Origin of the sequence: Pseudonocardia sp. ICBG162, from assembly GCF_020496225.1 — a bacterium.
GTDB lineage: Bacteria > Actinomycetota > Actinomycetes > Mycobacteriales > Pseudonocardiaceae > Pseudonocardia > Pseudonocardia alni.
The window spans coordinates 116,299-136,401 of sequence record NZ_JAHLJD010000005.1 but is presented as its reverse complement, the minus strand read 5'-3'; the positions used below and the strand labels follow the sequence as shown (position 1 = coordinate 136,401).

Below are 20,103 nucleotides of genomic sequence, written 5' to 3'. Positions count from 1 at the left end.
TGGTGCCGGGCCCTCAGCCGTCCAGCACGAGATCGGCCCGTTCCGGTGCGCCACCGGAGCGGGCCAGCTCCTGTTCGGCGCGCCGCCAGCCGTCGCGGTACGGGGCGTAGCCCGGCCAGTCCGCCCGTCGGTGCAGCCGCCGCTCCCGCTCGTCCGCCGACGCCTCCACCCAGATCGCCAGCGAGGTCACCGGCGCCAGTGCGGCCGCGCCGCTCCCGCACCCCTCCAGTACGACGACGGTCGCCGGCGCCAGCGTGCGTTCCGGTCCCGGCCGGTCGTGCACCCAGTCCCACGACGTCCAGCGCAGCGTCGTACCGGCCGCCAGCGGGTCACCGATCCCGCGCCGGGCCAGCGCCGGGACCCGGGGCAGCCCGTCCCAGCCGGGGCACAGGTCCTCGATCTCGAGCAGCGGGGCCCCGAGCCGGTCGGCGAGCTCGCGGGCCCGGGTGGACTTCCCGGCCCCGGAGAACCCGTCCACGGTGACCAGGCGGTTCCCGGCGGGCCCGGCGGGGGCGGCGTGCACGAGCCGGGCGACCGTGTCGGTCCAGTCCCGGTCCGCGACCGTCCTCACGGCCGGACGACCACCTTGACCTGCGACGCGTCGGGGGACAGGGCGTCGCCGACGTGGTCGAGGTCGACGTGCCCGGTCACCAGCCGGTCCAGGTCCACCGCGCCCGACGCGGCCAGGCGCACCGCCGTGGGCCAGGTGTTGGCGTAGCGGAAGGTGCCGGTCAGGGTGATCTCGCGCGACTGCAGCATCGACACCGGCAGCGTCATCTCGTCGGCACCCATCCCGACGAGCACCGCGGCGCCGCCCGGCCGGACCGCGGGCAGCCCGCCCAGCACCGCGGCCGGCACCCCGGAGCAGTCGACGAAGGCGTCCACACGGGACACGTCGGCGCCCGGTGCGACGACGTCGGTCGCGCCGAACTCGCGGGCCAGTGCGGCGCGCGCCGGGTCCGGGTCGCTGACGACGACCTCGGCGGCGCCCTGCACCGCCGCCACCTGCGCGACGAGCAGCCCGATCGGCCCCGCCCCGGCGACGAGCACCCGCGACCCGACCCCGGTGCCCGCCCTGTGGTTCGCCCACAGCGCGACCGACAGCGGTTCGAGCAGCGCGGCGGCGTCGTCGGAGACGTGCTCGGGAACGGGGTGGGCGAAGTCGTCGGCGATCGTCACGTACTCGGCGAACGCGCCGTCGACCGGCGGGGTCGCGAAGAACACCATGTCCGGGCACAGGTTGTAGGCGCCGGTGTGGCAGTACCGGCAGCGGCGGCAGGGCACGCCCGGCTCCAGCGAGACACGCTCGCCGATCCGCCCCGCGTCGACGCCCTCCCCGACGCCGACGATCCGCCCGGACGGCTCGTGCCCGAGCACCATCGGCTCGCGCAGCACGAAGTCGCCGATCCGGCCGTGCCGGAAGTAGTGCACGTCGGAGCCGCAGGTGCCGACCGCCGCCACCCGCACCAGCACCTCCCGGGGGCCGGGCCGGGGGACCGGTCGCTGCTGCACCTCCAGCTCACCGGCGGCACGCAGCACGCTGCACCGCATCGACTCCGGCACCTCGGCGATCGTCGTCACGGGCACGACGGTGGCACGCGCGGCCGGGCCGGGCAACGCGGTGCGCCGACCGCGCCGGACGTACCGGTGCGCGCACGGTCGATCATTCCGGCGGACGTCGTCCGCCCCCGGGAGGTCCGCCGGTGGTGTACTGCTCCGCGACGAGAGGGAGGACCGGCCGCCCCGCGGGCGGCCGGCGACGAGAAGGACGCCCATGGGCTCGGCCATCGAACGACCGGCGGTCACCGGCTTCCACCACGTGTCGGCGGCCGTGACCGACGTGGAGTCCAGTGCGCTCTGGTACCAGCGTGTCCTCGGGCTGCAACGGCTGCCGATGACCTTCCCGCACCACGACGCCGCCGACGGCTCGTCGGAGAAGGCGGCGCTGCTCCTCGACGTCGTGACCGGGGTGATGATCGAGCTGCACGCCCCGGCCGACGGCGACGGCGGCGGCCCCCGCGGCGCGCTCGACCACCTGGCGTTCGGCGTCGCCGACCGCGCGACCCTCGACGCCTGGGCCGCCTGGCTGGACAGCCTCACGGTGCCGCACGGCGGCGTCGTCGACCGGACCGACCCGACCGGCTACGCGACGCTGGAGTTCCGCGACCCGGACGGCATCGCGCTGGAGTTCATCCACTTCCCCGGCCGCGGTTAGGCGACCGGTGCCGGGGCCACGGCGGCCCGGCGGGCGCGGAGCACGCCCCAGCCGACCAGGGCGGCCGCGAGCACGGTGAGCGCCGCCCCGGCGACGACGGTCCCGGTCCGGAACTGCCCGGTCTGCTCCGGGCTCCAGCCCGCGGCGGCGAGCGGCCCGGTGAACAGCGCGGCCAGCGCGGTCCCGGCGACGGCGACCCCGATCCCGGAGGTGATCTCGGAGGCGGTGTCGACCAGCGCGACGCCGATCGTGGTGCGTTCCTCGGGGAGGCCCCGCAGCACGTTGGTGGCGGCGACGACGCCGACCACCCGCAGCCCGGCCGCGGTGAGGGCGAGCGCGGCGGCGATCCCGGGGTAGCCGAGGGTGCCGAGACCGGTGTAGACGGCCAGCCCGGCGACGATCGCGACCGCGCCCACCCACGAGGCCCGGGTGAACCCGAACCGCCGCACGAACGGGGTGACCAGCGCGCCGCCCGCGAGCAGGACGACCACCTGCGGCAGCATCCCGAGCGAGGCCGCCGCGGGGCTCCACCCCAGGTCGAGCTGCAGCTGCAGGGTCACCAGGTAGCCGAGCCCGGCGATCGCCAGGCCGGCCGCGGCCTTGAAGGCCAGCCCGCTCGACACCAGCGGATGGGCGACGAGCGCCAGGTCGAGCAGCGGGTGGCGGGCGGTGCGCTCGCGCAGCACGAACAGCACCGCGGCGAGGACGGCGACGACGCCCGCGGCCCACGGCAGCGCCGAGCCGGAGCCGTGCTCGACGAACAGGGTGGGGGTGAGCAGCGCGGACACGATCGTCGTCGTGCCCAGGGCGGCGCCGGCGAGGTCGAGCGGCACCCGGTGCAGCGACGCCGGGTCGTCGGCGGCGATGCCGCGCCCGATCCCGACGATCGCCAGCAGCGCGATCGGCACGTTGACCAGCAGCAGCACCTGCCACGGGGCGACCGCCAGGACGAGCCCGCCGACCGTCGGGCCGATCGCGAGGCCGACGATCCCGACGGTCGAGATGAGGTTGATCGCGCGGACGCGCAGGTCGTCGTCGCGGAACAGGCGGAACGCCAGCGCCATCGAGCCGGGGGTGGTCATCGCGGCGGCGACGCCCGTCGCCACCCGGACGGCGATCAGCTCGCCCGCCGTGGTGACGAACGCGGTCGCGAGGCTCGACGCGGCGAGCAGGACCAGGCCGACGAGCATGACGCGACGCCGGCCGACCCGGTCCGAGAGCGCGCCGAGGGCGAGCATCAGCCCGCCGAAGACCACGGAGTAGGCGCCGGTGACCCACTGCAGGTCGGTGGCCGAGGCGTGCAGGTCGCGCCCGATCGTCGGCAGCGCGACGTTCAGGACGGAGTTGTCCAGCATCTCGAACAGGAAGACGGCGGACAGGCCGGTCAGGGCGGGCCAGGCCGCCCGGAGCGACCCGGGGGACGCGGTGGACGTGGGCTCGTGCACGGTGGGTTCCTCCCTCCGACGGTGGTGGGTCGGCGTGGCCCACGACGAGTAAGTTAACTGACTAAATTTAGTTAGTCAAGAGAGGTGGTCGGGATGCCCAGGACGGGACCGCGCGGCGGGCCGCGGACACGTGCGCGGATCGCGGAGGTCGCGGGCCGGTTGTTCCATGAGCGCGGGTTCGACGCGGTGACCGTCGCCGAGGTCGCGCGGGAGGCCGGGGTCTCGAGCGTGACCGTCTACAACCATTTCCCGCGCAAGGAGGACCTGTTCCTCGACCGCACCGACGAGGCGGCCGAGCTGCTGCGCGCGGCGGTCCGCGACCGGCCCGGGGGCGACGACGTGCCGGCGGGTCTGCGGCGCGCCGTCGACGACCTGGTCGAGGCCGGGCACCCGCTGGCGGGCACCGACCCGCGCTCGCTGCCTTTCTACCGGGCGGTCGCGACGTCGCCGTCGCTGCTGGCCCGGGCGCGCGAGATCGGCACCGAGCTGGAGGGTGTCCTCGCCGCCGAGATCGCCGCGGACGGGACGTTCGACGGCGACGGCGACCTGCTCGCCGCGCTGTTCGTCGGCGGCTACGCGGCGGTCCTCGCCGGGACCGCGCGACGGCTGCTGGCCGGCGAGGAGCGCGACGTCGTGCTGGCCGACCACCGGGCCCGGTTCGGCACGCTGGCCGAGGTGCTCCGCCGGGGCTTCGCCTAGCGGGGGTCCACGCAGACCAGGCCCCACGGCCGGTCGTCGACCCGGGTCATCACCACGGTGGCGTGCCGCGACCCGCGGCCGCGCAGCTTCCGGGCGATCGCCTCGACGTCACCGGCCAGGCCGCGGCGCCGCACGTCGACCGCGCCGACGTCGAGGTCGCGCAGCAGCCGGGGCAGCCGCTTCTGGTCCCACGGGCGGGAGTCGAGCACCCGCAGCGGTCGCGCGAACGGCGTGGCCGGGGGCTCGTCGTCGCCGGTCAGGAAGGCGATCCGCGGGTCGATCCGGGCGGTGCCGGTGGCCCGGGCCAGCGCGGAGACCAGCCCGGCCCGGGTGACGGCCGGGTTCGGGTCGAGCAGCCAGGCGCCCGGTTCGCCGACCGCGATCCCGGTGTCCCCGTCCGGCGGGTCCGGCTCGCCGTGCAGGTCGTGCACACCGTCGTCGTCGACGACGGTGGCGCGCGTGCGGGCGCCGGCCAGCGCGGGGGACCAGGCGCAGGCCTCCTTCAGCTCGCGCCCGAGCGCGAGGAACTCGATCTCCCAGTCCGGCGGGACGGTGTCGTGGTCGATCCCCGGTGCCGCCTTGATCCCGACCGCGCCGACCCGCCGCTCCAGCTCCAGGCACCAGTCCAGCGGCGGCTCGGACTCGCCGGTCCGCATCCGGCCGCCGCCGGTGCGCCGGGCCGGGTCGACGAACACGCCGTCGGCGCCGGACAGGTCGGCGTCGCGCACGTCGCACCGCACCGTCCGGGCCGAGCCGCCGTGCACGGCCGCGTTGCGGTCGGCCATCCACAGGTGCACCGGATCCAGGTCGACGCCGGTGACGTCGTGGCCCGCCGCGACCAGCGAGACCAGGTCGCCGCCGATCCCGCAGCACAGGTCGACGACCGCGCGCCCGGTGAAGCGGGCGGCCCGGTGCCGCGCGATCACCTCCGACGACGCCTGCTCCAGCCCGTCGCGCGTGAACCACATCCGCGCCGCCCGTGCGAACTTGCGGGCGGCCCGGTCCCGCAGCCCGGCCTGGGCCATGGCGTCGGCGACCAGCCCGGCGTCGTGCTCGCGGCGCAGCGCGGTCCCCAGCCGGAGCGCGGCGTCACCGTCCCGGTCGGCGACGGCGAGCCGGTCCAGCAGCGCCGTCCCCTCCGGCCCGGCGAGCCGCTCCAGCCGGGCGATCGGATCGTCGTCCACGACGACAGTGTCCACGGCGCCGTCCCCGGCACCGTCGTGTGCCCGCACCGGCGTCGGCCGCCGCGGACCCCGGGCGTACGGTCGTCGGCCGGGACATCGGAGCGGAGGAGCACGTGGTCGAGCACGACGGCCGCGACCCCGCCGTACACGGCGCACCGGTGCCCGAGCCCCCCACGGTGCGGGGTGCGACGGCGCTGCCCCGCGAGATCGGCGTCCTGGTCGGGTCGGCGTTCGCGATCGCCATCGGGTTCGGGCTGGTCGCGCCGGTGCTGCCGGCGTTCGCGCGCTCGTTCGACGTCGGGGTGACCGCGGCCGCCGCCGTGATCAGCGTGTTCGCCTTCTCCCGGCTGGTGTTCGCCCCGCTGTCCGGCACGGTCGTCGGCCGGTTCGGCGAGCTGCGGGTGTTCGTCGCCGGGCTCGCCGTCGTCGCCGTGACGACGGCCGGTCTGGCCTTCGCGACGGCGTACTGGCAGCTGATCGCGCTGCGCCTGGTCGCGGGCGTCGGGTCGACGATGTTCACGATCTCGGCGGTGTCGCTGCTCGTGCGGCTGTCCCCGCCACACCTGCGGGGCCGCGCGACGAGCCTGTGGGCGACCGGGTTCCTGCTCGGCAACATCGCCGGGCCGCTGCTCGGCGGCACCCTCGCCGCGATCGACGTCCGCGCCCCGTTCCTGATCTACGCGGCGCTGCTGGTGCTGGTGATCGTCGTGGGCGGGCCGCTGCTGCGCCGGCCGGAGGGCCCGGTCGACGAGGCGCCCCCGCCGCGCACCAGGTTCCGCGACGCGCTGCGCCACCGTGCCTACCGGGCGTCGCTGGTGGGGAACTTCGCGAACGGCTGGGCGGTGTTCGGCGTCCGCATCGCGCTGGTCCCGCTGGTGGTGGTCGAGGCGTTGGGGCGCGAGGACGCGTTCGGTGGCATCGCGCTGTCGGTGTTCGCGGCCGGGAACGCGGCGACCCTGCTGCTGGCCGGACGTCTCGCCGACCGCTCCGGTCGCAGGCCCCCGCTGATCGCCGGCCTCGCGGTGTCGGGTGCGTCGACGGCCGTCCTCGGCTGGGTGCTCGACCCCTGGGCGTTCCTGGCGCTCTCACTCGTCGCGGGGCTCGGCAGCGGACTGGTGAACCCGCCGCTCAACGCGGCCGTCGCCGACGTCATCGGGGAGCGCGCCCGCGGCGGCTCGGTGCTGGCGGGCTTCCAGATGGCGGCCGACCTCGGGGCGATCGCCGGGCCGCTGGTGGCCGGGGCGCTCGCCGAGGTCTGGGGGTACGGGCCGGCGTTCGCCGTGACCGGGGTGCTGTCGCTGGTCGCGGCGCTGGTCTGGTGGCGGGCGCCGGAGACCCTCCCGTCCCGGTCCTGACCTGGGGCGTTGCCCGCCGGGGTGACACCGGTGCCGGTCGCTCCGTCCCGCTGGTCCCGATCGTCCCCCGGTTCCCACCCGTCACGCCGGTCCGCCGGTTCGGGTGACCTCCTCCGGAGTGACCTCACCCCACCGACGGGTGGCGAGTGTGGCTGGTGTGCACAGGGTGCTTCTAGCGTCGTGGATATCGGACAAGCCGGACACGGATGGGGACGGGAACGAAGCCATGAGGCGCGGACTGGCACGACGTACGGTGATGAGCGCGGCGGCGGTGGTGACGGTGAGTGCTGTCATGTTCACCGGAGGGGTCCTGGCGCTCACCGACGGTGCGGCCGTGTCCGCGGCCGCGGCACCCACGGTGCCCGGCGCCGTCGCGCAGGCCGCGGTCCCGGAGGCACCGAGCGTGCTCGCCGGGCCGACGACCACCCCGTCGGGCGCCGCGGCGTTCCCGACCGACTCCGCTCTGCGGTCGTCGTCGGAGGCCGCCGGGGGCTCGGGTGCCGCCGCGGCCGCTCGGCCCGCGGAGACGGACGCCGTCCGCGGGGCCGAGGGCTCCGGTGACGCCGGACCGGCCCGCCCGGCCGCCACCGGGTCGTCCGGCTCCGAGAGCCCGGTCCCGCCGTCCGCGACGGGGCCTGCCGACGCCGCGAAGCCTGCCGACGGGGCGAAGCCCGCTGACGGTGCGAAGCCTGCCGACGCCGCGAAGCCCGCCGACACGCCCGCCGACGCGCCGTCCGGCCCCGCGGACGAACCGACGACGCCGGTCGCCCCCGCCGAGAGGCCCGCCGATCCGGCGCCGCCCGCGGACGAGCCCAACGGTCCCGCGGCCGGGCCGGCTGCTCCCGCGGAGAAGCCCGCCGCTCCCGCGGACGAGCCCGCCGCTCCCGCGGAGACACCGGGTGGGCCTGCCGAGAAGCCGGCGGATACTGGGGAGACGCCGGCCGACCCGGCGCCCGCACCCGCCGACGCCGGGACGACGCCCGCCGACGCCGGGACGGGGCCCGCCGACACGGGGACGGAGCCCGCCGCCCCCGCGAAGCCCACCGACCCGGAGGAGAAGCCCGTCGACCCCGCGGACACGCCCGTCGAGACGCCGACCGACCCCGCGGCCGCGCCCGCCGCGCCCGCCGACCCCTCGGCCCGACCGGCCGACCAGAGCACGCCCCGCCCCGGCGCCACCAGCGCGGCCGAGCGCTACGGCTGGGGCGCGCCGCTGCCGGCGTCGGACGAGTTCGGCTACACCGGACCGCCCGACCCGGCGAAGTGGAACCAGGCGGGCGAGTGCTGGCCCGGTCACGCGGGCAACGGCGGCCGCTGTGCCAGCCGGTCCACGGTGAAGGACGGCAAGCTGATCCAGACCGGGCTGCGCAACGGCGACTCGGCGTGGATCTCGTCGAAGTTCAACCAGCAGTACGGCCGCTGGGAGGCCCGCGTCCGGTCCGAGGCCACCGGCCCGGACAACGGCAGGCAGTACCACCCGCTGCTGATCATCTGGCCGCAGTCGGACCGCTGGCCCCAGGACGGCGAGTACGACTTCCTCGAGAACGGCGCGCCCGGCGAGCAGTGCGCCGAGGCATTCATCCACTACCCGCACGGCCGCGGCGCGGTCCAGCAGGAGTACGCCAAGGAGAAGGACTGCGGCGCACCGCTGAGCGAGTGGCACAACGTCGCCATCGAATGGACGCCCGACCACGTGAAGGGCTTCATCGACGGCAAGGAGTGGTTCTCCTTCTCCGGCGGTGCCCGGCCCGGCCGCAAGAACATCCAGGACATGCCCAGCGGGCACCTGACGATCCAGCTCGACAACTTCTTCGGCGGCAACATGCAGCCGGCGACGTACGAGGTGGACTGGGTCCGGATCTACTCCCTCGACGGGAAGTGACCGGCTAACACCGGACCGTTGCGGGGCGATGAGTGGACGTGCCGCTTCTCACACGCAGGACCGCGGGGTGGCTGCTCGCGGGCGTCGTGGCCCTGGAGGTCACGATCCCCGCGGTCGGCCTGGCCACCACCGAGCCGCCGCGCCGCTACTCCTGGAGCATGTTCGTCGCGTCGTCGACGGAGTACGCCTACACCGGGCGGACCGCCGACGGCGCGTCCCGCGCCCTCGACACCGAGGCCCTGCCGTGGCCGCAGCGGACCGTCCACTACGGAGCCAGGGTCCCGCAGCTGCTGTGCGCGGCGACCCCGGACCTCGTCGCGGTGTCGCGGACCCGGGACGGCGCCCCGGAGTGGGAGCAGCCGTGCTGAGGCTCCCCGACACGCTCCCCGCACGTCCGCTGGCCGGGTACCGGATCCTGGTCGGGCTCGTCGCCGGGCTGAAGGCCGTCGAGCTCGGCGCGAGCCCGCTGCTCGGGACCCGGGCCGGGCCGCTGTTCGGGGTCGGCCCGGTGCTGCCCGCCCCGGTCTGGCTCGCGCTCGGCGCGGTGATGGGGCTGGCGGCGCTGGCCGTCGTCGTGGGGTGGAACGCGCGGGCGGCGGCCCTGGTGGTCGGGCTGTGCACCGCCGGCTTCGTCTGGGGCGCGGGCTACTACTCCAACCACACCTACCTGCTGTTCACCGCGGCGGTGCTGCTGTCGTTCTCCGACTGCGACGCCGCCTGGTCGCTCCGGTCCCGGCGCGGACACGGCGCCGACCGGGTGTGGGCGGCGCCGGTGCTGGTGCTGCGGGCGCAGATCACGATCGTCTACTTCTACGCCGCGATCTCGAAGATCCGTCCGGACTTCCTGTCCGGCAACGGGCTGGCGTCCTGGGCGTGGGACTCGGTGCTGGTCCCGGCGGCGCTGCTGACGCCGGTGTTCCTGGTGCCGATGGCGTTCGGCGCGGTGCTCACCGAGCTGTTCGTCGCGTTCGGGCTGTGGTCGTCGCGGCTGCGGCCGGTCGCCGTCGTCGCCGGGATCGGGCTGCACCTCGGCATGATCGCGATGCTCTCCGACGGGCTGCACGCCGCGGTCGAGCTGGGGCTGTTCGCCACCCTCACCTGCGGTAGCTACCTGCTGTTCGCGGACCGCGTCCCGGTCGTCGACGGGCTCACCGGCGCGGTGGTGGTGCCCCGGCAGCGCCGGTCGGAACCGGCGCTGCCGAGCACGGTCACCCGGCGCTGACGCCCATCGCCTCGGCCAGCCGCAGGTGCGGCGCGGCCTCGTCGTGGCGCGAACGGCGCTGCAGGGTGCGCCCGAGGAGCAGGTGGGCGTACCCGTCGGCCGGCTCGCGGCGCACCAGCTCGCGGAGCTCGGTCTCGGCCCGGCCGAGCTGCGCGGAGTGGTAGTACGCGCGGGCCAGCAGCAGCCGGACCGCGGCGGCCTCGGGCTGCTCGGCGACGAGCTCGGCGAGCACCGTCGCGGCCCCCGCGGGGTCGCCGGAGTCGAAGAGGTACCCGGCGTGCTCCCACCGGTCGGCAGGCCCTGCTTCCGTCCCGGTCATCCAGGACAGCGCGTCGATCCTCATCGGTGCGGCCTCCTTCCGGCCCATTCGGTTGATACGTCAACCACAACCGCGGCGCCGGGTGTTCTGTTCCCGGCTCAGGCCAGGGCGGCGCGGACCAGCTCGGGCATCCCGGTCGCCGGACGGCCGAGCAGCGTCGCGAGGTCCTCCGACGGCTCGGCGAACATCCCCGACGAGACGAACTCGCCGATGAAGGCCGGAGCCGGGGCCCGGTCGAGCGGTACCCGGCGGTGGGACACCGGCCGGCCGGACTCCGCGGCGATCGTCGCGGCCAGCTCGTCGTAGGTCCACAGCGGTCCGCGCAGCTCGTAGGCGCGCCCGGCGTGCTCCTGCGGCCCCCCGGCCACGACGACGGCGGCGGCCCGCGCCAGGTCCGCGATCGTGGCGGTGTTGAGCGCCCGGCCGCCGTCCGCGGCGACCGTCCCGCCGGACTCCAGCGCGGCGGCGACCACGTCCGGGTTGACGAACATGTCCGAGTAGAAGGTGTTGCGCAGCGGCGTCACCGGCAGCCCGGAGTCGCGCAGCAGCTCCTCGGTGACGGTGTGGTCGGCGAGGAAGGCGGGCGCGCCGGGCCGGTCCGCGCCGATCGCGCTGGTGTAGACGACGTGCCCGACACCCGCCTCGGCCGCGGCACGGACCACGTTGCCGTGCTGGCGCTCGCGCACCCCGGGTGTCACGTCGGAGCCGGACACGAACAGCAGCCCGTCGGCGCCGGTGAACGCCGCCTTCAGCGAGGCCGGGTCCTCGTAGTCGCCGACGTGCACCCGGACCCCGGCCGCGGCCAGGTCGGCCACCTTCTCCGCGGACCGGGCGAGGACGCCCACCCGCTCCGCCGGCACGGTCTCCAGCAGCGCCCGCACGGCCGCGCCGCCCAGCTTCCCGCTCGCCCCGGTCACGATGATCATCGCTGTCTCCCCATCTCGTCGTGAACGGTGACGACACTGCCGGATAGGCTTACGTTCGGTAAGTACGTACCTTCTGGTAAGTAGGTGGGTGGACGGTGAGCACGCAGGTGGAGCGGCCCACGGGCCTGTTCTCGGGTGACGCGTTCGACAGCAGCTGCCCCTCGCGGTCGGTCCTCGACCACGTGACGTCGAAGTGGGCGGTCCTCGTGCTCGTCGTCCTGTCCCGCGAGGACCACCGCTTCTCCGCGCTGCGGCGCGCCGTCGGCGGGATCAGCGAGAAGATGCTGGCCCAGACCCTGCGCACCCTGGAGGGCGACGGCTTCGTGCACCGCGAGGTCGCCGCGACCACCCCGCCGCAGGTCAGCTACGGCCTCACCGAGCTCGGCCACGGCGTGACCGGCCACCTCGCCGGCCTCGTCGGCTGGATCGAGGACCGGATCCCCGAGGTGCTGGCGGCACGCGAGCGGGCCTAGGTCCCGGTGGTCAGTGCCCGCCGCCCAGGTGCCCGGCGAGCCGCTCGTGGCGGTTGCGGCTGTCGTCGTTCATCCCGGTGACGACGAGCGTGCGGCCGGACCGCGCGTAGCGGCGCCGCAGGTCGTCGAGGACGGCGACGGTCGAGGCGTCCCACACGTGCGCGCCGGACAGGTCGACGGTCACCTCGTCGGGGTCCCCGTCGGGGGCGAACGCCGTGCTCAGCTCGCTGCTGGAGGCGAAGAACAGCTGGCCGGTGACGCGGTAGACGACCGCCCCGCCGTCGTCGACGGTGCGGTCCACCCCGACCAGCCGTGACACCCGGTTCGCGAACAGCACCGAGGCGACGAGCACGCCGGCGCCCACGCCGAAGGCGAGGTTGTGGGTGCCGACGGTGACCACGACGGTCGTCAGCATCACCGCCGTCTCGCTGCGCGGCATCCGGCGCAGCGTCGCCGGACGGATGCTGTGCCAGTCGAACGTCCCGACCGACACCATGACCATCACCGCGACCAGGGCGGCCATCGGGATCAGTGCGACGACGTCGCCGAGTGCGACCACGAGGACCAGCAGGAACACCCCCGCCAGGAACGTGGACAGCCGCGTCCTGGCCCCGGACGCCTTCACGTTGATCATCGTCTGGCCGATCATCGCGCAGCCGCCCATGCCGCCGGTGAAACCGGTGACGATGTTCGCGACGCCCTGGCCCCACGACTCGCGGGTCTTGTCCGAGCCGGTCTGCGTGATGTCGTCGACCAGGCGTGCGGTCATCAGCGACTCGATCAGCCCGACCAGCGCGACGCCCAGCGCGTAGGGCGCGACGATCCGCAGCGTCTCCCACGTCAGCGGCACCGCGGGGAGGTGCGGGAGCGGCACCGTGTCCGGCAGCGCGCCCTGGTCGCCGACGGTCGGCACGGCGACCGCGGCCGTCACCGTGACCACGGTCAGCCCGACGATCGCGACCAGCGGTGCCGGGACGACGCGGGTCAGCCGCGGCAGCCCGACGATGACCACCAGGCCCACGGCGACCAGCGGGTAGACCGCCCAGGGCACGCCGATCAGCTGGGGCACCTGCGAGGTGAAGATCAGGATCGCGAGCGCGTTGACGAAGCCCACCATCACGCTGCGTGGCAGGAAGCGCATCAGTCGCGCGACGCCCGCGGCGGCCAGCGCGATCTGCAGCACCCCGCCCAGCACGACCGCGGCGAACAGGTACTCGACGCCGTACTCCCGCGAGAGCGGGGCCACGACCAGCGCGATCGCACCGGTCGCGGCCGAGATCATCGCCGGTCGCCCGCCGCAGACCGCGATGACCACGGCCATGGTGAACGAGGCGTACAGGCCGACCCGGGGGTCCACCCCGGCGATGATCGAGAACGCGATGGCCTCGGGGATCAGGGCGAGCGCGACGACGAGTCCGGCGAGCACCTCGGTGCGCACCAGGCGGGGTGTCCAGCGGGCACGCAGCGTGGCGAGGTCGGGCAGGGCGGAGCGGGGCACGATACGACGGTCGCTTTCACGTCGGGGGAGGGGCGAGGCCGCGGGCCACGACGGCGGGAGCGCGCGAACGGCCCGACCGTACTCTCACGTGAGGGGAGGGTCTGCGGTGCGGGGCCCGGAACCCGTCCGGGGTGGCGCGCCCCACACTCCGTTGTCCCACAGGCCGATCTCAGCGTCGTCACAGCGACGGTGAGCACGATGGGGTCCATGGCGATGACTCCCGACGTACCGACCTGGGTGGGTGAGCTCGACCGGCTCGCCCCGGCCCGCGACCTCGAGGTCGACCGGCGCTTCGCCGCCGCACGGCTGCTGGTCACCGTCGGTGGCACCCCGCAGGGTCAGGTCACCGTGCCGCTGCGCGCCGGGCGCGCGACCGCCGCGGAGCTCTCGCTCGCCGTCGCCGCGCTGCCCGCGGCCGGCACCGTCGCCGTCGCGCCGTCCGCGGCCGACCCGGTCACCGTGGTCGTCGCGACCCGCAACCGGCCCGAGTCGCTGGCCCGCTGCCTGCGCGCGGTCCTCGCCTCGGACCACCCGGCGCTGTCGGTCGTCGTCGTCGACAACGACCCGGACGACGAGCGGACCGAGCTGGTCGTGCGGGCCGCGGGCTCCGACCGGGTCCGCTACGTCCGCGAGCCGCGGCGCGGTGCGTCCATCGGGCGCAACCGGGGCCTGGCCGAGGCCCGCACCGAGATCGTCGCCTTCACCGACGACGACACCGAGGTCGACCCCGCCTGGGCCTCGCGCATCGCCGGCGCGTTCGCCGCGGACCCCGAGCTCGCCTGCGTCTCCGGCCCGGTACTGGCCGCCCGCCTGGGCAGCCCCGAGGAGCGCGCCGCCGACGTCGCCCTGGCCTGGAACAAGGGCTTCACCCCGCGCCGGTTCACCCTCGCCGAGCCCCCCGCGGACTCCCCGATCTTCCCGTTCGCACCCGGCCTGTTCGGCATCGGCGCCAACCTCGCCGTGCGGGCCGGGGCCGCCCGCGCCGTCGGCGGCTTCGACGAGGCCATGGGCCCGGGCACCCCGACCCACGGCGGCGAGGACTGCGAGTTCCTCGTCCGCATGATCCTGGCCGGGAACGTCCTCGGCTACGCCCCGGGCGCCTACCTCTGGCACCACCACCGCCCCGACCAGGCGGCGCTGAACACCCAGCTCGAGGGCTACGCGATCGGGCTGGGCAGCTTCCTGGCGAAGGTGGCGCTGTCGCCGCAGGGGCGTTCGGTCGCGCTGCGCCGGCTCCCGGCCGCGGTCGCCCGGCTGCGTCACATCTCCGACCGCGAGGCCGGGGCCGGCGACGCGATGCCCGACAGCGGACTGCTGGAGCGCGGCGGCCGGATCGCCCGCGGCGGCTGGGCCTACGTGCAGCGGTCCCGCGAGGTGCGGCGCAACGGTGGCGCGGTGCCGCCGATGCTGCTGCCCGCGCGCTCGGCGCTCGTCCCGGCGCACATCCGCCGTGCCGCCGAGGCCGCGCGGGTCCGGGCCGAGGCCGGCGCCCACGTCGGCCCGACGGCCGTCCCGGCTCCGCGTCCCGACCGGCAGGCCGAGGCCGAGGCCGGCGACGACCGCGGGGCCGCGGAGTTCGCCCGGAACTCCGCGGCCTGAGCCGCTACAGCCCGTAGGACTTCCCGATGATGTCGCGCTGGATCTCGCTGGTCCCGCCGTACACCGTCGAGACGACGCTCTGGCGGAGCAGCCGCTCCATGCCGTACTCGGTGGCGTAGCCGTAGCCGCCGAGCATCTGCATCCCCTCCAGGGACAGGTGCTTGGCGAGCTCGGTGGCCTTGAGCTTGGCCATCGACGCCTCGCGCGGGAACAGCGCACCCGCGGGGGCCTCGTCGATCACCCGCGCGGTGTCGTGCACCAGCAGGCTGGTGGCCGCCAGCTCGGTGGCGTTGTCGGCGATGCGGTGGCGCATCGCCTGGAAGCTCCCGACGGGGCGGCCGAACTGCTTGCGCTCCTTGACGTAGGCGACGGTGTCGTCGAAGGCGCGCCGCGCCAGCCCGAGCATGAGCCCGGCCAGGATCATCCGCTCCAGGTTCAGCCCGGCCATGAGCTGTCGCCAGCCCTGCCCCTCGACGCCGACGACGGCGTCGGCGGGCAGCTCGCACCCGTCGAAGTAGAGGTCGTTGACCTCCTTGCCACCCATCGTCTCGATGCCGTGGATCGACAGGCCCGCCGCGTCGGCGGGCACGACGAACATGGTCAGGCCGTCGTGCTTGCCGCCCTCGGTGGAGGTGCGGGCGACCAGCAGGATGTGCGACGCGATGTGCGCGTTCGAGCACCAGGTCTTCTGGCCGTCGATCCGCCAGCCGGTCTCCGTCTTCGTGGCCTTGCACTTCAGCCCGCCGACGTCGGACCCGGCCTCCGGCTCGGACATCGAGATCGACAGCACGTCACCGCGGCACATCCCGCCCAGCAGCTCCTGCTTCTGGGCCTCGGTGCCGAACTTCTCGATCGCCGCGGCGGTGATGGTGGTCGTGCCGAACCCGGCGATCGGGGCCTGGCCGTACGCGGACTCCTCCAGGAAGACCAGCAGGTCACGCATGCCCTGGCCGGCGCCGCCGTACTCCTCGGGGGTGGCGATGCCGAGCCAGCCGAGGTCGGCCATCTTGCGGTAGATCTCGTCGGAGTGGGCGTGCCGCCCGCCGCCGGTCAGCTCGTCGCGGCGCTCCTTGCTGCCGATCTCGCGACGGCAGAAGTCGCCGATCGCCTTCGCCAGGTCGGTCTGGTCCTCGGTCAGGGTGACGGGCATCAGGGATCTCCTCGGTCGTCGGACCACATTCCGGTGCGGTCCAGGTGGGCGAGCAGCAGGTCGCGGCCGTCGAGCACGTGGCGGCGCATCGCCGCCCGCGCGGCGTCGGGGTCGGCGGCGCCGAGCGCGTCGAGCAGGACGACGTGGGCGTCGACCGCGCCGGCCCGCCACTCGGGCGAGCCGGTGTAGAAGTGCGCCGGAAGGTAGTGCGACGAGCGCCCCACCAGCCAGGCGAGCTTGCGCGAGCCGGCCAGCCGGTTGACCTCGGCGTGCAGCCGGTGCTCGGCGGACACGAGCGGGTCCAGCTCGGCCGGGTCGTGGGTCTCGGGGGTGCGCGCGCACAGTGCGGCGATCCGGTCGGCGAGCTCGCGCAGCGGTGCGAGGTCGGCGGGGGACAGCCGCTGCGCCGCGCGTGCGGCCAGCGTCCCGGTCAGGTCGGCCTGCACCTCGAACAGGTCCGCGACGTCGTCACGGGTCAGCTCGGCGACGACGAACCCGCGCCGCGGCACCGCGTGGACCATGTCCTCGGCGCGCAGCGACTGCAGGGCCTCGCGGACCGGGGTGTGGCTGACGCCGAGGTCCGCGGCGATCCGGTCCATCCGCAGGAAGGTGCCCGGCCGCAGCTCGCCGGACAGGATCCGGTCCCGCAGGACGAGCGCGATGCGGTCGGGCAGCTGCGGGGCGCGGCCCGGTGAGAGCTCACGCACGAAGTCGGCCGTCGACACGGCGACTATCATATACGATTTCGGCGAACCTGCGTCGCCGCCGACCGAGGGAGAACACCGTGCCGGGTCAGAGCCCTGCCGAGGATTTCCGCCTGACCGACATCCTCGCCGATCCCGACCGCGCCGACCTCGTCGCGCTGTCGTTCGACGGCGTGACGACCACCTACGGCGAGCTCGAAGAGCGCGCCGGGCGCACCGCGGCGGCCCTGCGCGACCTCGGCCTCGGGGCCGGGGACCGCGTCGTGTGGATCGGGAAGAACCGGCCGGAGTTCCTGGAGCTGCTCTTCGCCGCGCCGCGGATCGGCGCGGTGTCGGTCCCGCTCAACACCCGGCTCACCGAGGCCGACCTGCTGGCGCTCGTCGACGACGCCCGGGCCGGGCTCGTCGTGCTGGGGCCGGACTTCGCGGGGCTGCGCGGTGCGCTCGACGGGCGCCGGGTCGTCGTCGTGGGGGAGGACCACGCGGACTGGCGTGACGCGGCCGCCGACGTGCTGCCGCCGTCGCCGCCGGCCGGGTCCGCCACGGACGACACCGTGCTGCAGCTCTACACCTCCGGCACCACGGGGCTGCCCAAGGGCGTGCTGCTCGCGCACCGGCAGTTCTCGGCGCTGCTGCTCGCCGCCGGGCACTGGTCGATCGACCCCACCTCGACCGCGCTGGTCGCGATGCCGCTGTTCCACATCGGCGGCGTCGGCTACGCCCTGGTCTGCCTGGCCGCCGGGGCGCGGTGCGTGCTCGTCGCCGACATCGTCCCCGGGCCGCTGCTCGACACGATGTCCGACGAGCGCGTCACGAACGCCTTCCTCGTGCCGGCCGTGCTGCAGATGCTCTCCGCGGTGCCCGGTGCCGCCGACCGCGACTGGTCCGCGCTGCGGTCGATCGCCTACGGCGCCTCGCCGATCACCGTCGGCGCGCTGCGGGCGGTCGTCGAGACCTTCCGGGCGCCGCTGTTCCAGGTCTACGGCGCGACCGAGACCACCGGTGCGATCACCCAGCTCGACCCGGCCGACCACGACCCGGACGGCCCCCGGGCGCACCTCATGCGCTCGGCCGGGCGGGCGTACCCGTGGGTGCGGCTGACGATCGTGGACCCGGCGACCGGCCGGGAGCTGCCGCCCGGCGAGGTGGGGGAGGTCCGGATCCACTCCGACCAGGTCACCGCCGGCTACTGGAACCGGCCCGAGGACACCGCGGCCGCGCTCGGCGACGACGCGACGCTGCGCACCGGCGACGGCGGCTACCTCGACGCCGAGGGCTACCTGTTCCTCACCGACCGGATCAAGGACATGATCGTGACCGGCGCGGAGAACGTGTATCCGATCGAGGTGGAGAGCGTGCTGTCCGAGCACCCGGACGTCGCCGACGTCGCGGTGATCGGGGTGCCCGACGAGCGCTGGGGCGAGGCGGTGAAGGCCGTCGTCGTGCCGCGGCCGGGGGCGACGATCGATCCGGACGCCCTCATCGTGTGGATCCGGCCGCGGATCGCGGGCTTCAAGCGGCCCCGCTCGGTCGACGTCGTGGAGGCGCTCCCGCGCAACCCGAGCGGCAAGATCCTCAAGCGCGAGCTGCGTGAGACCCACCGCAGGGCCTTCACCTGATCGCAATCGTCGGTTAGCCTCGCCTCAGTACCGGTGAGGGAGGGCTTCCATGTCTCTGCGTCTGCCGACCGGCAGCATCACCGTGCTGCTCGGGCCGTCGGTGCAACGCCGCCGCATGATGAACCGGCTGGACGACGCGAGCGGCCGGTGCGCCGACGGGCACGACGCCGTGGTCCGCAGGCTGGGTGCCCGCGTGACCGAGTCGGCGGCGGACCGGCTGGCCACCGTCGACGCGGCCCGCCGGGGCCCCACCGCGATGGTCCTCGCCGACCGCCTGACCGACGGTCTCGACGCACACGACCGCAGCACGGTGCTGTCCGCGCTGCGGGCGGTCGCTGCGGACGGGGTCGCCGTCCTCGTCGACGACATCGACCCCGTCGCGGCCCTCGCCGTCGCCGACGGCGCCCTGCGCGTCGACGAGCGTGGCGAGGTCCGGGTGGAGGAGCTGGCCTACTTGGCCTCGTAGGTGAGGCAGTCGGCGGCGTCGGCGCCCGCGCCGATGTTCACCGACGACGCGGTGCACTCGAGCTTCTCGTTGAACCGGCAGTCCGAACGGTGGCAGGCACCGACGAGGCCGTTGCCGCTGCCGCCGCGGAACGAGATCTCGACGAAGGTGCCGCAGTGGGCGTGGTCACCGGAGATCGTGATCGCCCCCGCGCCGCAGCTCGAGTCGGAGTTGTAGGAGCAGCTGGTGGCGGAGCACTGCTGAACCTGGGGCATGTCCTGGGCCGTGGTCATGGCGCTCAGGTTGTCGGGGTCGTGCGGTGCGCGCCAGGCAACAGAGGCTCGCCTGACCGGCGGTGCGGGCCGCCTCATTTACGCCCTCCACCTGGGCGATCGGTCCGGCAAACGCGACACATGTGTGTTGTGAATCACATTGCTTGCCCGTCGGACGGGTGATCCGCGTCGGTCGCGGAGGTGACCGGTCGGTGACGACCGACCGGGGGTGGGCGATGATCCCCCCGCCGGACCCGGTGGACCGGGCCGGAGAGGGAGGCGACGTGGACGAGGACCTGATGGGCCGGCTCATCCGGTTCGCCGACCTGACCGCCTGGCCGGCGTTCGCGGCGTTCGGGGTGCAGGAGGAGTCGATCGACCGGCTGCTCGCGACGACCGCGGGCCTGGACCCGTCGGCCGTCGCCGGGGTGCGGGCCGGGCTCGCCGGGCGGGTCCGCGCCGCGGCGCGGGCACTGCGGAACGAGCCGCCGGTCGCGGACGGCCTGCACCGGATGGCGCTGCGCCCGGGCGAGCGGATCGTGGTCGTCGGTGACTCCCTGTCCGCCGACCGGCTGAGCTGGGCACGGCTGTTCGCCGAGCTGGTCCCGATGGTCGAACCGGAGGCCTCGGTCGAGGTGCTCGCGCTGTCCGGGCGGACCAGCTCCGAGGCGCTCGCGCTCGGCCCGGTCCTGGTCTCCCGGGTGCCGACCCGGGTGCTGGTCATGCTGGGCACCAACGACATCCGCCGGGAGGGCGCGACCACCGGGATCCGGATGGTGTCGATCAGCGAGACGGCACGGAACCTGCGGGCGCTGCGCCTGCTGCTGGAGACCGAGAGCGGCGCCCGGGTGCGGTTCGTCGTCCCGCCGCCGGTCGACCCCGGACGGGTGGCCGCCACCCGCGAGCTCACCGGCGAGTGGTGGGACCCGGCCGACGTCCCCGGGCTCGTCGCGACGGTCCTGGAGGTCGACCCGGACGCGGTCGACCTGTCCCGGATGCCGATCCGGCCCGACTTCTGGGAGGACGACGGCCTGCACCCCAGCCCGATCGGGCAGGTCGCGATCCTGCGGGCGGTGCTGGCCCGGATCTGACCCGG

21 protein-coding genes are annotated in these 20,103 nt (G+C 75.1%); 11 read left to right on the top strand and 10 right to left on the bottom strand.

All coding sequences use genetic code 11. The features are described 5' to 3' along the window. Positions 1-13: 13 nt before the first annotated feature. Positions 14-571 carry a hypothetical protein gene (locus KPL60_RS01045; protein WP_226364595.1) on the bottom strand — a complete coding sequence of 186 codons (558 nt, stop codon included), beginning with the start codon at positions 569-571 and terminating at the stop codon, positions 14-16. Then, positions 568-1,581: an NAD(P)-dependent alcohol dehydrogenase gene (locus tag KPL60_RS01040; protein ID WP_226354995.1), complete on the bottom strand. Its 1,014-nt coding sequence runs from the start codon at positions 1,579-1,581 to the stop codon at positions 568-570. The genes KPL60_RS01045 and KPL60_RS01040 overlap by 4 nt, the downstream gene beginning before the upstream one ends. A gap of 193 nt (positions 1,582-1,774) precedes the next feature. On the opposite strand from KPL60_RS01040, the gene KPL60_RS01035 reads away from it, so the two are divergent. After that, on the top strand, positions 1,775-2,215 hold the full coding sequence (locus tag KPL60_RS01035) for a VOC family protein (RefSeq protein WP_062399945.1): 441 nt from the start codon (positions 1,775-1,777) through the stop codon (positions 2,213-2,215). On the opposite strand, the gene KPL60_RS01030 is transcribed toward KPL60_RS01035, so the two are convergent. Beyond that, the gene (locus KPL60_RS01030; RefSeq protein ID WP_226364594.1) at positions 2,212-3,660 is read right to left on the bottom strand and encodes an MFS transporter; all 1,449 of its coding nucleotides are present in this window, start codon (positions 3,658-3,660) and stop codon (positions 2,212-2,214) included. The genes KPL60_RS01035 and KPL60_RS01030 overlap by 4 nt on opposite strands. A gap of 93 nt (positions 3,661-3,753) precedes the next feature. Here KPL60_RS01030 and KPL60_RS01025 point away from each other — a divergent pair, with 93 nt between their 5' ends. Further along, the gene (locus KPL60_RS01025; protein WP_226354997.1) at positions 3,754-4,359 is read left to right on the top strand and encodes a TetR/AcrR family transcriptional regulator; all 606 of its coding nucleotides are present in this window, start codon (positions 3,754-3,756) and stop codon (positions 4,357-4,359) included. On the opposite strand, the gene KPL60_RS01020 is transcribed toward KPL60_RS01025, so the two are convergent. Next, positions 4,356-5,543, bottom strand: a complete 1,188-nt coding sequence (locus KPL60_RS01020; RefSeq protein WP_226364593.1) for a class I SAM-dependent methyltransferase — start codon at positions 5,541-5,543, stop codon at positions 4,356-4,358. The genes KPL60_RS01025 and KPL60_RS01020 overlap by 4 nt on opposite strands. Before the next feature lie 38 nt (positions 5,544-5,581). Between KPL60_RS01020 and KPL60_RS01015 the strand changes: the two genes are divergently transcribed. The 4 genes from KPL60_RS01015 (at position 5,582) to KPL60_RS01000 (ending at position 10,002) form a co-directional block, all read left to right on the top strand. Continuing rightward, entirely contained in the window at positions 5,582-6,898 is a 1,317-nt protein-coding gene (locus KPL60_RS01015) for an MFS transporter (protein WP_308016621.1), read from the top strand. A gap of 292 nt (positions 6,899-7,190) precedes the next feature. Further along, a complete protein-coding gene (locus KPL60_RS34225) occupies positions 7,191-8,780 on the top strand; it encodes a family 16 glycosylhydrolase (RefSeq protein WP_305080641.1) in 1,590 nt (529 codons plus the stop codon). Between the two features lie 38 nt (positions 8,781-8,818). Then, positions 8,819-9,148 carry a hypothetical protein gene (locus KPL60_RS01005; RefSeq protein ID WP_226364592.1) on the top strand — a complete coding sequence of 110 codons (330 nt, stop codon included), beginning with the start codon at positions 8,819-8,821 and terminating at the stop codon, positions 9,146-9,148. Further along, positions 9,142-10,002, top strand: a complete 861-nt coding sequence (locus KPL60_RS01000) for an HTTM domain-containing protein (RefSeq protein ID WP_226364591.1) — start codon at positions 9,142-9,144, stop codon at positions 10,000-10,002. Before KPL60_RS01005 ends, KPL60_RS01000 begins: the two co-directional genes overlap by 7 nt. On the opposite strand, the gene KPL60_RS00995 is transcribed toward KPL60_RS01000, so the two are convergent. Both KPL60_RS00995 and KPL60_RS00990 read right to left on the bottom strand, forming a co-directional pair. Further along, positions 9,989-10,345 carry a tetratricopeptide repeat protein gene (locus KPL60_RS00995; RefSeq protein ID WP_224403647.1) on the bottom strand — a complete coding sequence of 119 codons (357 nt, stop codon included), beginning with the start codon at positions 10,343-10,345 and terminating at the stop codon, positions 9,989-9,991. The genes KPL60_RS01000 and KPL60_RS00995 overlap by 14 nt on opposite strands. Before the next feature lie 74 nt (positions 10,346-10,419). Further along, positions 10,420-11,247, bottom strand: coding sequence for an NmrA family NAD(P)-binding protein (locus KPL60_RS00990; RefSeq protein WP_226355002.1), 828 nt, complete (start codon positions 11,245-11,247; stop codon positions 10,420-10,422). A 95-nt stretch (positions 11,248-11,342) separates the two neighbouring features. Here KPL60_RS00990 and KPL60_RS00985 point away from each other — a divergent pair, with 95 nt between their 5' ends. Beyond that, positions 11,343-11,720, top strand: a complete 378-nt coding sequence (locus KPL60_RS00985; RefSeq protein WP_062399957.1) for a helix-turn-helix domain-containing protein — start codon at positions 11,343-11,345, stop codon at positions 11,718-11,720. Between the two features lie 10 nt (positions 11,721-11,730). Here the strand turns inward: KPL60_RS00985 and KPL60_RS00980 are convergent, their stop codons facing one another. After that, positions 11,731-13,218: a SulP family inorganic anion transporter gene (locus KPL60_RS00980; protein WP_226364590.1), complete on the bottom strand. Its 1,488-nt coding sequence runs from the start codon at positions 13,216-13,218 to the stop codon at positions 11,731-11,733. A gap of 207 nt (positions 13,219-13,425) precedes the next feature. Here KPL60_RS00980 and KPL60_RS00975 point away from each other — a divergent pair, with 207 nt between their 5' ends. Continuing rightward, positions 13,426-14,817: a glycosyltransferase family 2 protein gene (locus KPL60_RS00975; protein WP_226364589.1), complete on the top strand. Its 1,392-nt coding sequence runs from the start codon at positions 13,426-13,428 to the stop codon at positions 14,815-14,817. Between the two features lie 4 nt (positions 14,818-14,821). Here the strand turns inward: KPL60_RS00975 and KPL60_RS00970 are convergent, their stop codons facing one another. Together KPL60_RS00970 and KPL60_RS00965 are read right to left on the bottom strand one after the other, a co-directional pair. Further along, positions 14,822-15,967: an acyl-CoA dehydrogenase family protein gene (locus KPL60_RS00970; protein ID WP_226355006.1), complete on the bottom strand. Its 1,146-nt coding sequence runs from the start codon at positions 15,965-15,967 to the stop codon at positions 14,822-14,824. Next, on the bottom strand, positions 15,967-16,692 hold the full coding sequence (locus KPL60_RS00965) for a GntR family transcriptional regulator (protein WP_226364588.1): 726 nt from the start codon (positions 16,690-16,692) through the stop codon (positions 15,967-15,969). The genes KPL60_RS00970 and KPL60_RS00965 overlap by 1 nt, the downstream gene beginning before the upstream one ends. A gap of 59 nt (positions 16,693-16,751) precedes the next feature. On the opposite strand from KPL60_RS00965, the gene KPL60_RS00960 reads away from it, so the two are divergent. Both KPL60_RS00960 and KPL60_RS00955 read left to right on the top strand, forming a co-directional pair. Further along, the gene (locus KPL60_RS00960; RefSeq protein WP_226364587.1) at positions 16,752-18,290 is read left to right on the top strand and encodes a long-chain-fatty-acid--CoA ligase; all 1,539 of its coding nucleotides are present in this window, start codon (positions 16,752-16,754) and stop codon (positions 18,288-18,290) included. A gap of 49 nt (positions 18,291-18,339) precedes the next feature. Continuing rightward, positions 18,340-18,756, top strand: coding sequence for a hypothetical protein (locus KPL60_RS00955; protein ID WP_226364586.1), 417 nt, complete (start codon positions 18,340-18,342; stop codon positions 18,754-18,756). Here the strand turns inward: KPL60_RS00955 and KPL60_RS00950 are convergent. After that, positions 18,741-19,028, bottom strand: coding sequence for a DUF1540 domain-containing protein (locus KPL60_RS00950; protein WP_100879494.1), 288 nt, complete (start codon positions 19,026-19,028; stop codon positions 18,741-18,743). The two genes, KPL60_RS00955 and KPL60_RS00950, sit on opposite strands and share 16 nt — an antisense overlap. 263 nt (positions 19,029-19,291) lie before the next feature. Here KPL60_RS00950 and KPL60_RS00945 point away from each other — a divergent pair, with 263 nt between their 5' ends. Continuing rightward, the gene (locus KPL60_RS00945; protein WP_226364585.1) at positions 19,292-20,098 is read left to right on the top strand and encodes an SGNH/GDSL hydrolase family protein; all 807 of its coding nucleotides are present in this window, start codon (positions 19,292-19,294) and stop codon (positions 20,096-20,098) included. Positions 20,099-20,103 lie beyond the last annotated feature (5 nt).